The organism is Streptomyces sp. NPDC054863 (assembly GCF_053610825.1).
Genome location: NZ_JBSGZD010000213.1, coordinates 1 through 13,738, shown reverse-complemented (window position 1 = coordinate 13,738; position 13,738 = coordinate 1). Strand labels below are relative to the sequence as shown.

At 72.0% G+C, this 13,738-nt stretch carries 10 protein-coding genes; 8 read left to right on the top strand and 2 right to left on the bottom strand.

The genetic code is table 11. From position 1 onward, the window contains the following. Positions 1-109: 109 nt before the first annotated feature. The 5 genes from ACWGIG_RS28415 to ACWGIG_RS28395 all read left to right on the top strand — a co-directional run bounded on the left by ACWGIG_RS28415 (position 110) and on the right by ACWGIG_RS28395 (position 7,671). Positions 110-1,288 (top strand): acyl-CoA dehydrogenase family protein, encoded by a 1,179-nt coding sequence (locus tag ACWGIG_RS28415; protein ID WP_453324536.1) that lies wholly within the window; start codon positions 110-112, stop codon positions 1,286-1,288. A gap of 102 nt (positions 1,289-1,390) precedes the next feature. Then, a complete protein-coding gene (locus tag ACWGIG_RS28410) occupies positions 1,391-3,142 on the top strand; it encodes a CotH kinase family protein (RefSeq protein ID WP_453324535.1) in 1,752 nt (583 codons plus the stop codon). After that, on the top strand, positions 3,139-4,149 hold the full coding sequence (locus ACWGIG_RS28405) for a hypothetical protein (RefSeq protein ID WP_453324534.1): 1,011 nt from the start codon (positions 3,139-3,141) through the stop codon (positions 4,147-4,149). The genes ACWGIG_RS28410 and ACWGIG_RS28405 overlap by 4 nt, the downstream gene beginning before the upstream one ends. A gap of 346 nt (positions 4,150-4,495) precedes the next feature. After that, positions 4,496-5,413, top strand: a complete 918-nt coding sequence (locus ACWGIG_RS28400; RefSeq protein WP_453324533.1) for an oxygenase MpaB family protein — start codon at positions 4,496-4,498, stop codon at positions 5,411-5,413. Continuing rightward, positions 5,395-7,671: a tetratricopeptide repeat protein gene (locus ACWGIG_RS28395; protein ID WP_453324532.1), complete on the top strand. Its 2,277-nt coding sequence runs from the start codon at positions 5,395-5,397 to the stop codon at positions 7,669-7,671. The genes ACWGIG_RS28400 and ACWGIG_RS28395 overlap by 19 nt, the downstream gene beginning before the upstream one ends. 61 nt (positions 7,672-7,732) lie before the next feature. Here the strand turns inward: ACWGIG_RS28395 and ACWGIG_RS28390 are convergent, their stop codons facing one another. Then, positions 7,733-8,806 carry a CopD family protein gene (locus ACWGIG_RS28390; RefSeq protein ID WP_453324531.1) on the bottom strand — a complete coding sequence of 358 codons (1,074 nt, stop codon included), beginning with the start codon at positions 8,804-8,806 and terminating at the stop codon, positions 7,733-7,735. Positions 8,807-8,942: 136 nt separating this feature from the next. Between ACWGIG_RS28390 and ACWGIG_RS28385 the strand changes: the two genes are divergently transcribed. Together ACWGIG_RS28385 and ACWGIG_RS28380 are read left to right on the top strand one after the other, a co-directional pair. Beyond that, positions 8,943-10,487 carry a phytoene desaturase family protein gene (locus ACWGIG_RS28385; protein WP_453324530.1) on the top strand — a complete coding sequence of 515 codons (1,545 nt, stop codon included), beginning with the start codon at positions 8,943-8,945 and terminating at the stop codon, positions 10,485-10,487. Between the two features lie 26 nt (positions 10,488-10,513). Beyond that, the gene (locus tag ACWGIG_RS28380; RefSeq protein WP_453324529.1) at positions 10,514-10,882 is read left to right on the top strand and encodes a hypothetical protein; all 369 of its coding nucleotides are present in this window, start codon (positions 10,514-10,516) and stop codon (positions 10,880-10,882) included. Between the two features lie 22 nt (positions 10,883-10,904). Here the strand turns inward: ACWGIG_RS28380 and ACWGIG_RS28375 are convergent, their stop codons facing one another. Further along, positions 10,905-12,734: a serine hydrolase gene (locus ACWGIG_RS28375; protein ID WP_453324528.1), complete on the bottom strand. Its 1,830-nt coding sequence runs from the start codon at positions 12,732-12,734 to the stop codon at positions 10,905-10,907. Between the two features lie 118 nt (positions 12,735-12,852). Between ACWGIG_RS28375 and ACWGIG_RS28370 the strand changes: the two genes are divergently transcribed. Beyond that, positions 12,853-13,738 (top strand): nitronate monooxygenase (locus ACWGIG_RS28370; RefSeq protein WP_453324527.1); only part of this gene is annotated, 886 nt, incomplete at its 3' end.

The window sequence follows — 13,738 nt, the reverse complement described above, 5'->3', positions numbered from 1 at the left end:
CGGTGGTACCGGCCACACCCTTCCGCATTCCTGCAACGCGTTCTACTCTGTCCGCCGCCGCAGTGACCCGCCGTACGCAGGACGGGCCACCCGACGTCTGGAGGGCCCTTTGCACCTCAAATACACGCCCGAGCAGCAGCAGTTGCGCACCGAGCTGCGCGCCTACTTCGCCATGTTCATCCCCGACAACGGCTACGCCAGGCACACCGACCCGGCCGCCCGGAAACGCTTCTACCGGGATGCCGTCCGCCGCCTGGGCATCGACGGCTGGCTCGGCGTCGGCTGGCCCGAGGAGTACGGCGGACGCGGGCTGACCCCCATGGAGCAGTACGTCTTCTTCGACGAGGCCGCCCAGGCGGGCGTGCCGCTGCCGCTGATGGCGCTCAACACCGTCGGGCCGACGATCATGCAGTACGGCACCGACGAGCAGAAGTCGTACTTCCTGCCGAAGATCCTCTCCGGCGAACTCGACTTCGCCATCGGCTACAGCGAACCCGACGCGGGCACCGACCTCGCCGCCCTCAAAACGAGAGCGGTCCGCGACGGCGACGACTACGTGGTGAACGGGCAGAAGATCTGGACCACCAACGGCGACACCGCCGACTGGGTCTGGCTCGCCGTGCGCACCGACCCGGACGCCCCGCCGCACAAGGGCATCACCATGCTCCTGGTCCCGACGTCCGACCCCGGCTACTCCTGCACCCTCATCAACACCCTCGCCTCGCACGACACCACCGCCAGCTACTACGAGAACGTCCGCGTCCCCGTCTCCCGCCGCGTCGGCGAGGAGAACAAGGGCTGGCGGCTCATCACCAATCAGCTCAACCACGAGCGCGTCACCCTCGCCGCCCACGGCACCATGGCCGTGCGCGCGCTGCACGACGTGCAGCGCTGGGCCTTGGACACCAAGCTCGCCGACGGCCGCCGCGTCATCGACCTCGGCTGGGTGCGCGGCCGGCTCGCCCGTACCCACACCAGACTCGACGCGATGAAACTCCTCAACTGGCAGATGGTGAATGCCGTCCAGGACGGCTCCCTCACCCCGCAGGACGCCTCCGCCGTCAAGGTGTACGGCTCCGAGGCCCGCCGGGACGCGTACGGCTGGCTCATGGAGGTCGTCGGCGCCGCAGGCCACCTCAGAGAGGGCTCGGCGGGCGCCGTCCTGCACGGCGAACTGGAACGCGGCTACCGCTCGGCCGTCATCTTCACCTTCGGCGGCGGCAACAACGAGATCCAGCGCGAGATCATCGCGTGGATCGGACTGGGGATGCCCAGGGTGCGGCGCTAGCGCGCCGGGGCCACGGGTTTCGGCTGCCGTACAGGCCGGTTCCGGGCCTGGCGGTCATGCGGTGACAGGGGTAGAGAGGAAGGCTCACCCAGGGAGGCCGTCGTGGACAGGACCATCGACAAGGGCACATTCCGGGACGAGTTCAAGAACCGGACCCTCGCGCCCGCCACGCTGCCACCCGGCACCGGGCGGCGGCTCGCGGAGCAGGCCAACGCGACAGCGGGTCCGGCCGATGCCGTGCTGCGGACGAAGGCCGAGTTCAGCACGTTGTACGACCTGCTGCTCGCCGAGCAGGGGGACGCGTCGGACCTCGCGCCGGACGGCAGCCTCGTACTTCTCGACCGGGAGGGGCGGCCCACCGCGATCGGGCGGATCACGGACTCGTACCTCGACGCGGCGCAGGACAAAGCGGAGTTCTTCGCTCAGGACATGTATCAGGTCAAGGTCACCGGCTGGCCGCCCGGCGTCCTGACGGCCGACGAGGTGATGGAGGCGCCCCCGGGCGCCCGGCTGGCCCTGGCGAGGAGCGGCGCCCCGGACGACGCGCTGCTCGCGACGCCGTCGTTCTCGATGGTCAACAGCGGCAACCTGACGGCTCACGCGCCCAAGCGCTCCTGGAAGATCGACTTCGAGGTCGGCGAGAGCGAGGACCGGCTCCACGGCATGGAGCGGGTCAACCTCAAGGCGATGTACAACGACCCGTCGCAGATGCGCGAGGCCGTTGCCTGGCGGCTCCTGGAGCGCGCGGGCGTCCCGGCCGCGCAGCACACGTACGCGACGTTCTCGATCAACGACCGCTACATGGGCCTGTTCTCGGTCATCGAGCAGGTCGACAAGAAGTTCCTGAAGGACCACTTCGGCAAGAACGCCGAGGGCAACCTCTACAAGGCGTACTGCGGCGACGTCGGCTGCGCGACCCTGGAGCACCGGCCCCCCGCCGACGGCGCGGACAACGGCCGGCAGTACTACACCGCGGGCAGCCGGGAGGACGACCGCACGTACCGGCTGAAGACGAACGAGGACGACCCGGCCGCCAGTACCTACGACGACCTCGCCGCCTTCGTCCGTACCGTCAACGGCGTCGAACTGCCGGGCGGGGAGGAGAAGTTCACCACGGACGCCTTCCGCGGTGCGGTCGAGGAGGTCCTGAACGTGCCGGCCTTCCTGCGCTGGGCGGGCGCCAACGTCCTCCTCGGCAGCTGGGACAACTACTTCGCGACGCCCGCGAACTACTACCTCTACAACTCGGGCCGGCTCGGCGACCCGACGGGGTTCATGGACCGCCCGTACTTCACGTTCGTCCCGTGGGACTACGACAACAGCTCGGGCATCGACTTCTTCTCGACGCCGTGGCAGTACACGGACCTGCTCGACTGGCCCGCCATGACCCGCAACTACTGCCGGATAACCCGCGCCCCGCACGAGGTGTCACGCCTGCCGCTGTTCACCAACCTGCTGCGCCACCACGACTTCTGCCAGTACTACCTCGACCACCTGGAGTACCTCCTGGACACGGAGTTCGACCCCGAGCGGGTCGCCGCGCTGCTGGGCGCGGAGGGCTCCGGGCGGACCGACGGGCTCTGGCAGCTCCTCTCGTCCGCAGCGTACGGCGAGTCGACGAGCCAGCACGGAAAGCCCTTCACCGGGCGGCAGTTCACCAACGACGAGGTGTACCGCGCCGGGTACCGCCAGTGGGAGCTGAGCCGGGGCACGCAGTTCACGTACGGGATCTTCCACTACACGCGCATGCGCTACGACCACGCACGTCAGCAACTTGCCGAACTGCGCAAGACCTATCCCAACGGCGCCGGCGGGGCAGTGTTCCCGGGCGCGATGGAGGTACTGCCCTCATGACCGCGACGAACAAGAAGCCGGACAAGGCCAGGAGCGATGCCAGGTCCGAGGCCGCGCGCGAGCTGCGTCTGGTCAAGGAAGCCAAGATCCAGGACCTGATCGGCGACGGCGCGGGCACCCGCCTGGAGGCGAGCGGCGTCCTCTACCGCGACGGCGCCTTCCTCGTCGTCTGCGACAACCTGCCCTCCCTCATCCGGGTCAGCAGCGAGCTGTCGCCCAAGGCGCCGGAGAACGGAGTCGTCGACACCGGCAAGGAGAAGAGCGGCAAGGAGAAGGCCGGCAGGGAGAAGGCCGGCAGGGAGAAGGCCGGCAAGGAGAAGAAGTCTGCCGGTGCGGAGCCGAGCGTGGGGTACGAGGACCTCGCCCACGACCCGGTGCACGACCACTACTTCACGCTGAGCGAGGCCGAACCGGTCAAGCCGAAGGGCTTCCGTGCCCGCGTGCACGAGTACGACGCGAAGCTGCGCCCCGTCGGATCGGCGCACCTCGACTTCGACCTGGCGGACGCCAACAAGGGCATGGAGGGCCTGGAGTGGGTCGAGCGCGGGGGCACCGGACACCTGCTCGCCCTGTGCGAGGGAAACCTGTGCGAGGGCGGCAAGAAGGGCCGGACGCCGGGCGGCGGCCGTATCCAGGTCTTCCGGCGCGAAGGCAAGCGCTGGACCCGCACGGACACCATCCGGCTGCCCCGCTCGCTGCCCTTCGAGGACTACAGCAGCGTGTCCGTGCGCGACGGACGGATCGCCGTCCTGTCGCAGGCGTCGTCCGCGCTGTGGGTGGGCCGCCTCTCCGCCAAGAAGTGGGAAGTCGATGAGGGGACGGTCCACCGCCTCCCCACCGACAGCAAGGGGCGTACGGTCTACGGCAATCCGGAGGGGGTCTCCTGGGTCTCGGCCGACCACGTCGTGATCGTGTCCGACCGGGCGAAGAAGGGCGCGGGGAGCGAGCGGTTCCGTGCGAAGGACCAGTCGATCCACCTGTTCCTGATCCCGGGCGACAGCAACTGAGCGAGCGACCGCACGGGCGCAGCCGGTACGCGCCCGACTGCCGTCGCATCCGGCCCCGGTCGGCGGGGATGGTGGCCCGCCCGCCTGCGGGACGAGCCGGGCGGGCGGGCCGTCCGCCGGTCCGCAGGACGGCTCGGCCGCCCGGCCCTTGACCCGAAGTGACGTCCGGGGCGGGGAGAGGACGCCGCGGTGCCCATCGGTGCGCGAACCGGGCGCCGGATCCGGCGTGACTTCCCGAGGCCGGTTCGGCGCCGGAAATCATGCGTAGGCTGGAGGGGCTCCCGGCCCCGGCGGGCGGATCACCTGGACGCCGAACCCGGCTCGTGAGTCGCTTCGAGGAGGAGCTGTGGTCACAGTGCCGCACCTGACGTCCCGCACCGCCGACCCCGGCCTCTTCGGGCCCGCCTCCGTCACCTGGCAGGTGCACGGTGACCCGATGATGTGGATCGCCGGGGTCCGCGCCCTCTACCTCCAGGCCCTGCACCCGCGGGCCGTCCGCGGCGTCATGATCAACAGCACCTTCATGGACGACGCCTGGGGCCGTCTCATGCGCACCGCGGGCTTCGTCGGCACCACCACCTACGGCACCACCGATGCGGCCGAACAGGCGGGGGCCCGGGTCCGCAGGATCCACCGGCTGCTCGGCGTCGACGACCCCGCCCTGCTGCTCTGGGTGCACTGCGCGGAAATCGACTCCTACCTGAGCGTCGCCCGCCGCTCCGGGCTGCGCATGACGGACGCGCAGGCGGACCGGTACGTCGACGAACACCGCGAGAGCGCCCGCCTGGTCGGCCTCGATCTGACACAAGTGCCGCGCAGTACGCGGGAGTTGGCGGACTACTTCACCTCGATGCGGCCTGCCCTTGAGGTGGCCGAAGACGCCCGCACCGTGTACGCGTTCCTGCGCAGACCACCCGTGCACCCCGCCCTCGTACCGGCCCGTGAGCTGGTGTGGCGGCACGTCGCCTCCCTCGCGTACGCCTCCCTGCCGCCCTGGGCCCACGCCCTGTACGGCAGACCGGCGCCCGCTCCGAAGGCGGCGGACCGTCAACTGCGTGCCACCGGACACATCCTGCGCGGCATTCCCTCCCGGCTCCGCTGGCAGCTACCACCAGGTCACATTCTGAAAGCGGTTGCGCGGCTCGGGCCCGGCAGCCGCCCGGCCCCGTACAAACTCAACCGCATGGCGGCCATACTGGACGGGCCGGGGAGGGCGCAGCGGAGCGACGGGGGCGACAGTACGAGATGGCGGACACCAGGCTGATCCAGGGCCGGTACCGGCTGCTCGATCTGATCGGGCGCGGGGGAATGGGCGAGGTGTGGCGTGCCCGCGACGAATCGCTGGGCCGGCACGTCGCCGTGAAGTGCCTCAAGCCGATGGGTACGCAGGCCGACCAGGCGATCTCCGGGGTGCTGCGCGAGCGCTTCCGGCGCGAGGCACGGGTGGCGGCGGCCCTGCAGCACCGGGGCGTCACCGTCGTGCACGACTTCGGCGAGTACGAAGGCGTGCTCTACCTGGTCATGGAACTCCTGGAGGGCCGCAACCTCAGCCAGCTCCTCGACGACAACAAACAGCACCCGCTGCCCGTCCACGACGTCGTCGACATCGCCGAACAGGTCGCCTGGGCGCTCGCCTACACCCACGAACAGGGCATCGTCCACCGCGACCTGAAGCCCGCCAACATCATGCGGCTCGCCGACGGCACGGTGAAGATCTGCGACTTCGGCATCGCGCGCCTGGGCCACGACATCGGCTTCACCTCCCGCCTCACCGGCACCGGCATCGCCATGGGCACCCCGCACTACATGTCGCCCGAGCAGATCAGCGGCGTCAACGTCGACCACCGCAGCGACCTCTACTCGCTGGGCTGCGTGCTGTACGAAATCGCCACCGGGGTGCCGCCCTTCGACCTGGACGACGCGTGGGCGGTCCTCGTCGGGCACCGGGACACGGCCCCCGAACCCCCGCGCACCCACCGCGCCGAACTCCCCGAGTTCTTCGACCGGATAGTGCTCGACCTGCTCGCCAAGACCCCCGACGGGCGGCCCACCGACGCCAAGGACCTCGGCCGCCGCCTCACCGACGGCCGCCTCACCCCGGCGGGCACTGCCCTCGGGACGCCCGGCCACCCGGCCACCGTGCTGACCGCCGCACCCGAACTCCGGCCGCCCGCCAAGCGGCCCGAGCAGCCGCCGTCCCGGGCGCCCCGGCTGCCGTCCTGGACCCGTGGCATGACCACAGGACACAAGGCGGGTGGCACCGGCACGCTCACCCCGGCGCACGGCGACCCGTCCGCCGGGCTCACCGGCGAGTGGACCAGCGGCGGCGGACTGCGCGCCTCCGCGCCCGGCGTCGCTCCCGTGCACGCGGAACGGCCCACGCCGCCGCCCGAGGTCCTGGACGTACTCGACAGCAGGCACAACGCGGGCCTCAGCCTCGGCCGGCTCGGCCGCTGGGAGGAGGCGGGCGAGGTGCACCGCGCGGTCGCCGCCGAACGCGAGCACGCGCTGGGACCCGACCACCCCGACACCCTCGCCAGCCACTACGAGGTCGGCTTCACCCTCAGCCGTACGGGACGGGCGGCGGACGCGCTGCGCGAGTTCACGAGAGTCGCCGACGGACGCTCCCGCACCATGGGCGCGGAGCACCCCGAGACCCTCGCCGCCCGGCAGGAGACCGCGTACGTACTGGGCCAGCTCGGCCGGCACTTCGACGCCCACCAGGTGTACTCGGCGGTCCTCGCGGCCCGCGAGCGCACCATGGGCGCCGAACACGTGGACACGCTCCGCTGCCGCCACAACCTCGCCTTCAACCTGAGCAGACTCGGCCGTCTGGAGGACTCCTACCGGATGGCCCGCGACGTCGCGGCGGCCCGGGGCCGGGTGCTCGGCACCACGCACCCCGACACCCTCGTCACCCGCTACGAGGTGGCGTACGCGCTCGGGCAGCTGGGCCGCTGGACCGAAGCCCTCCAGACGTACCGGGAAGTCGCGGCGGCCCGCGCCCAGGCGCTCGGCGCCGACCATCCCGACACCCTCTCCGCCCGCTACGAGGTGGGCATCTGCCTGGGCCGCCTGGGCCGCAGCGCGGAGGCCCTGGAGCTCTACCGGGACCTGGTCGACGACCGCACCCGCACCGGCGGCCCGGCCGACGCCGAGACGCTGCGCGCCCGGCACGGCCTCGGCGTCAACCTCGGCCGGCTCGCCCGCTGGGAGGAAGCCCTGGCGGAGGCCCGCGACGTGTGCGCGATCCGCGAACGGGTGCTGGGTCCCGGCCACCCCGACACGCTGGTCTCACGGCGCGAGGTGGCGGTGGGCCTCGGCTGGCTGGGCCGCTGGGCGGACGCCCTCGCGGTCTACCGGCAGGTGGCGCTGGCCCGCGAACAGGTCCTGGGCGCCGACCACCCGGACGCCCTCGCCAGCCGCAACGACGAGGCCCAGTGCCTGGAGCAACTGGGCCGGGGTGCGGAAGCAGCAGAAATCTACCGGCGCGTGGCGGCGCTGAGACGGGGGCGGGCTTAGGGGCGCGGGGAACTGCGCGACCAGCCACCACGCACCCGCACGAAGCCCACCGGCCCCACCCCTACCAAGTAGGCGTCGGCACCACCGTCAGCAGCGCCGACACCGCCACCACCCCCACCAGCATCACGACCTCCGCCCGGGCCGGCCGCACCGCCGCCTCCGGATCCACCCTCCGGTGCGCCGACTGCCTGCGGCGCAACCGTGCCCGCGCCACCAGCGCCAGCACGCTCACCACCGCGAAGAGGGAGAGCTTCACCAGCAGCGTCCGCCCGTAGGCCGTGGTGAAGATGTCGTCGAGCGGCAGCCGCCGCAGCGTGCTGAACGTGCCGGTGACGGCCAGCGCCACGTACAGGAAGGCGGCCACGCGCGCGTACCGCCCCAGCAGCGTGCGCCCGGGCCCCGGGCCGGGATCCGGCCCGGAATCCGCCCCCTTCCGCCACAGGTGCATCGCCCGCAGCGCGTACACCAGTCCGCCCGTCCACAGCGCCGACGCCGTCAGGTGGACCGTGGTCAGCGCGATCCCGATCTCCGGGGTGTCCAGCTCGGGGTGCGCGCGTACCGCCTCCGAGAAGATCACCGCCACCAGCGGCAGCACCGCCCACGCCGGCCGCTTCAGCCACGCGCACGCGGCGGCGGCGAGGAACGCGTTGGCCTGGAGGAGGAGCATCCCGCCGGGATCCGTCGCGTACGTCTCGGTGAAGGTCATGCCGCCCAGATCGGCCATCTGGACGATCTGGCCGAACGAGGCCGCCGCCCCGGCCAGCGACAGCGCGATCCCCCACACGGGTGGCCTGGCCTCCGGAGCACCGGGCACCGTACGCGCCATCCGGTGTCCGACGATCTCTCCGAGGTGGAGGAAGAGCGCGGCCAGGAACACCGAACGCAGCAGCGTCGTGGTCCCGGCCCCGGGTATGTGCAGCTCACCCGTGTCGCGGGACACGATGCCCATGCCGAGCAGGGCCACGACGACGAGCACCGCGACGGCCGCGGCGGGCAGGGCGAACGTTCTCGCACGCTGCCGCCAGACGTCGGGCGCATCGACACGCGCATCGACACGCGCATCGACACGTGCACCGGCATGTTCGTCCGGGCGCCCGTCGGCGTGGGTCGGGGTGGAAGGCTCCGGGTAGGTCACCTCCTGATTTTCCCTATGTGGACGAGGTGGCACAAAGCGACCCCCCTCCTGCGGCCCCCGTCCCGGCTCCGTCCGTTCCACGGTCACGCTCGTTCCCCCCCTGTCGGCCAGGGGACCCACCGCATAGGGTCCCGTCATGCCGATTCGTTCCTCGTACGACGTCGTCATCGTCGGCGGCGGTCACAACGGGCTGGTCGCCGCCGCCTACCTCGCCCGGGCCGGCCGCTCGGTGCTCCTGCTCGAACGGCTCCCCGCCACCGGCGGGGCCGCCGTCTCCACCCGCCCCTTCGCCGGCACGGACGCCAGGCTTTCGCGCTACTCCTACCTCGTGTCGCTCCTCCCCGGATCCATTGTCCGCGACCTCGGACTGTCCTTCGCCGTACGGAAGCGGACAATCTCCTCGTACACCCCCCACGGGACCGGCGGTCTGCTCGTCGGCGGCCCCGGCACCGCGGCCTCCTTCGCCGAACTGACCGGAGGATCAAAGGAGTTCCGGGCCTGGGAACGCTTCTACGGAACCCTGCGGCAGGTCGCGGAACGGGTCTTCCCCACGCTCACCGAGCCCCTCCCCGCCCGGGACGCCCTGCGCCGCCGCATCGACGACGAAGCGGCCTGGCGGATGCTCTTCGAGGAGCCGATCGGCGTCGCGATCGAGGACGCCTTCGCCCACGACCTCGTCCGGGGCGTGGTCCTCACCGACGCCCTGATCGGCACGTTCGCCGACGCCCACGACCCGTCACTGCGCCAGAACCGCTGCTTCCTCTACCACGTCATCGGCGGCGGAACCGGCGACTGGGACGTCCCCGTCGGCGGCATGGGCGCCCTCACCGACGCCCTCGCGGACGTCGCCCGCACGGCGGGAGCACACCTCGCGACCGGCCACGAGGTCACCCGCGTCGACACCGACGGAGCGCGCGCCGAGGTTGCGTACCGTACGGAAACGGGCGGCGGGCAGACCGCCCGCGCCCGCCACGTCCTCGTCAACGCCTCCCCGCACGCACTCGCTGCTCTACTCGGCGAGCAGCCGCCCGCGCCTGCCCCCGAGGGCGCCCAGCTCAAGGTCAACATGCTGCTGCGCCGCCTGCCGCGGCTGCGCGACAGCGCCGTCACCCCGCAGCAGGCGTTCGCCGGAACCTTCCACGTCGCCGAGGGCTACGAGGAGCTGGGAGCCGCTTACCGGGAGGCGGCGGCGGGGCGGCTGCCCGGCGCACCGCCCTCGGAGATCTACTGCCACTCGCTGACCGACCCCTCGATCCTCGGAGCCGGCCTCACCGCGCGCGGCCACCACACCCTCACCCTCTTCGGCCTGCACGCCCCGGCCCGGCTCTTCGCCGCCGACCACGACGCCGCGCGCGCCGAACTCCTGCGCACCACCCTCGCCCGCCTGGACGCCCACCTCGCCGAACCGATCGCCGACTGTCTGGCCCTCGACGCGGACGGCAGCCCCTGCATCGAGGCCAAGACCCCGCTCGACCTGGAACGCGAGCTGCGGCTGCCCGGCGGCCACATCTTCCACGGCGATCTCACCTTTCCGTACCAGGACGAGGAGGGCTCGCGCGGGCGTTGGGGGGTCGCGACCGCACACCCCAACGTCCTGCTGTGCGGGGCGGGCTCGGTGCGCGGCGGCGGGGTCAGCGGGATCGGCGGGCACAGTGCGGCGATGGCGGTCCTGGGGCGGTAGCTGGGGTTCCGGGGCAGGATGACGACATGTCGAAACCGTCGAAGACGTGCAGGCCGTCGCAGTCCGCCGTGCTCTCCGCCTGGTCGAGGGACTCGCTGTTGTCGATCGGCTCCGAGGGCTCGCTGCTCTCCATCGGGTCCGTCGGCTCCGTACTGTCCATCGGCTCCGTCGGCAGCGCGCTGTCGATCGGGTCGATCGGTTCGGCCCTGTCCTGTCTGTCCATCGGCTCGTACCAGAGCGTCGGCTCGCTGCTGTCCGTGCAGTCGCGCGGCGCGGCGCTCGCCATCCAGTCGCGGGGCGGCTTCTGGACGATCGGCGGCAAGGGCGCGGTGGGTGCGGTGGGTGCGGCGGCGGCCGTCGGAGCCTGCGCGCTGCTCCTGCGCCGCCGCCGCTGACCCGGCCCCGGTCGCCCGTACGTCAGTCCCGGGACGCCGCCCAGCCCCGTGCCTCGATGCGGGCCGCGTCCCCGGGGCGGCTCTCGTCGAAGGCCGTCCGGTTCCCGTCCGTCACCCGCAGCCCGTCGACGTACACCCCGCGGCCGACGTAGCGCACGTCGGTCGTGTACCGCCAGCGCAGGCCGACGCTCCTGCCCTCGTACGGTGCGAGGTCGGCGCCCGCGCGGTGCCAGACCCGCCCGGACCACCCGGTGACCGTCCCGCCCGGGTGGGGCTCCGGCTCCACACCCTTGCGTACCGTCGTGAACGGCACCGGCTGCCAGGTCGCGCCCGCGTCCGCCGACGCCTCCAGCGTCAGCGTGTCCGCGGCCGGCTCGACGTCCCACCACAGGTCGCAGCGAAGCAGTCCCCGGTCGGAGGAGAGCGCCAGCGCGGGCAGCGCGAGCGTCGCCGTCGTCGACGGGGCCATGCCGGAGAACCAGGCGGTACGACCGCGGGAGGGCCGGACCGCGACCGCACGCGCCATGGCGTCCGCCGTCGCCACGCGCGGCGCGGAGCCCGAGCGCCAACTGCGCACCGGGTGGACGGAGTTGCCAAGGACGATCAGGAACGAGTCCGTCGACGGGTCGATGACCAGGCTGGTGCCGGTGAAACCGGTGTGGCCCGCGGATCGCGGAGTGGCCATCGCGCCCATGTACCAGTGCTGGTAGAGCTCGAAGCCGAGGCCGTGCTCGTCGCCGGGGAAGGCGGTGTTGAAGTCCGTGAACAGCAGCTCCACCGACTCGGGGGCCAGGATGCGGGCGCGCCCGTACGCACCGCCGTTGAGCAGCGTGCGGGCGAGGACCGCGAGGTCCCAGGCGGTCGAGAAGACTCCGGCGTGACCGGCGACGCCGTCGAAGCCGTACGCGTTCTCGTCGTGCACCTCGCCCCAGACCAGGCCCCGGTCGATCCCCGACCACGGCTTGCGGGCGTCCTCGGTGGCCGCGGTCTTCGGCTTCCAGGAGGCGGGCGGGTTGTAGCGGGTGCGGTGCATCCCGAGCGGAGCAGTGATCTCGTCGTGGAGCAGTGCATCCAGAGTGCGACCGGTGATCTTCTCCAGGACGAGCTGGAGCGAGATCAGGTTCAGGTCCGAGTACAGGTACGCCGTGCCCGGCGGGCTGGCCGGGGCCTCGTTCCACAGCATCTTCAGCTTCCCCTCCCGGGTCGGCTGCGAGTACAGCGGAATCCAGGCCCGGAAGCCGGAGGTGTGCGTCAGCAGCTGACGCACCGTGATCTCCGCCTTGCCCGCGGCCCCGAACTCCGGCAGGTAGGAGGCGACCTTCGCCTCCAGCTCCAGCGCACCCCGCTCGATCTGCTGCACCGCGAGCAGCGAGGTGAACAGCTTCGACACCGACGCCAGGTCGAAGACCGTGTCCCTGGCCGTCGCGATCTGCTGCTCCGGCGGGAACTCCACCGCCGTGTCGGTCTTCTCGTCGTACGCGGCGTAGCGCACGGCCTTCCCGATCGGCTCGTGCAGCGCGACCGTACCGCCGCGCCCGGCGAGCAGCACGGCGCCCGCGTACCAGGGGTGCTTGGGGGAGGGCCCGAGGAACCTCTTCGCCTCCGTCACGATGCGGTCCAGGTGCTCGGGGAGCAGCCCGGCCCGCGCGGCGGACCCGTACCGGAGCGTCGGACGGTGCCGGCCGTCGCCTCCGGATTCCTCGGCCCCGGCCGTTCCGGTCGCCTCCGCCGCTCCCGCCGCGGGAATCGGACCCAGTACCAACGCACCTCCCAGTGCCACGACCCCGCCCGCGAAGTGCCTCCGGCCGATACCGCTGTGCCCGGTACCTCTGTGCTCGGCATCCTCAGTCATGGGCACCAGCAGGCCAAAGCGCACCGCCGGTGTCAACCGTCCCACCCGCACCGAAGAATCTGACGCAGCATCAGAAAAGCTCTTCCCCTCACAGCCGCCCTGCGGCATCCTGCCGCCCATGAAGACGGAGCTGAGCCAGAAACTGGGAGTCGAGCACGCCATCTTCGGCTTCACGCCGTTTCCGGCGGTGGCGGCGGCCCTCACCAGGGCGGGCGGATTCGGCGTCCTGGGCGCGGTCCGCTACACCGCCCCCGACGACCTCGCCCGTGACCTCGACTGGATGACGGAGCACACCGGGGGGAAGCCGTACGGCCTCGACGTGGTGATGCCGGCCAAGAAGGTCGAAGGCGTCACCGAGGCCGAGGTGGAGGCCATGATCCCGGCCGGTCACCGCAGTTACGTGCAGGAGATCCTCGCCAAGCACGGCGTCCCCGAACTCGCCGAGGGCGAGGCGTCCGGCTGGCGCATCACGGGGTGGATGGAGCAGGTCGCCCGCAACCAGCTCGACGTCGCCTTCGGCCACCCGATCAAACTCCTCGCCAACGCGCTGGGCTCCCCGCCCGCCGACGTCGTCGCCCGCGCCCACGACCAGGGAGTCCTCGTCGCGGCCCTCGCCGGAAGCGCCAAGCACGCCCGACGGCATGCCGAGGCGGGCATCGACATCGTCGTGGCCCAGGGGTACGAGGCGGGCGGCCACACCGGCGAGATCGCCACCATGGTCCTGGTGCCGGAAGTCGTCGACGCGGTGGGGGAGTTGCCCGTACTCGCCGCCGGGGGCATCGGCAGCGGCGAGCAGATCGCCGCCGCGCTCGCCCTCGGTGCGCAGGGCGCCTGGCTCGGCTCCCTCTGGCTCACCACCCGGGAGGCCGAACTGCACTCGCGCGCCCTCACCGCGAAACTCCTCGCCGCCGGTTCCGGCGACACCGTCCGCTCCCGCGCCCTCACCGGCAAGCCCGCCCGCCAGCTCCGTACCGAATGGACCGACGCCTGGGACGACCCCAGCG

Bases quoted from the DNA above. Each gene is read 5' to 3' on its own strand.
- ACWGIG_RS28380 (WP_453324529.1), top strand. From the start codon at position 10,514: ATGTCGAAACCGTCGAAGACGTGCAGGCCGTCGCAGTCCGCCGTGCTC.
- ACWGIG_RS28395 (WP_453324532.1), top strand. From the start codon at position 5,395: ATGGCGGACACCAGGCTGATCCAGGGCCGGTACCGGCTGCTCGATCTG.
- ACWGIG_RS28385 (WP_453324530.1), top strand. From the start codon at position 8,943: ATGCCGATTCGTTCCTCGTACGACGTCGTCATCGTCGGCGGCGGTCAC.
- ACWGIG_RS28405 (WP_453324534.1), top strand. From the start codon at position 3,139: ATGACCGCGACGAACAAGAAGCCGGACAAGGCCAGGAGCGATGCCAGG.
- ACWGIG_RS28375 (WP_453324528.1), bottom strand. From the start codon at position 12,734: ATGACTGAGGATGCCGAGCACAGAGGTACCGGGCACAGCGGTATCGGC.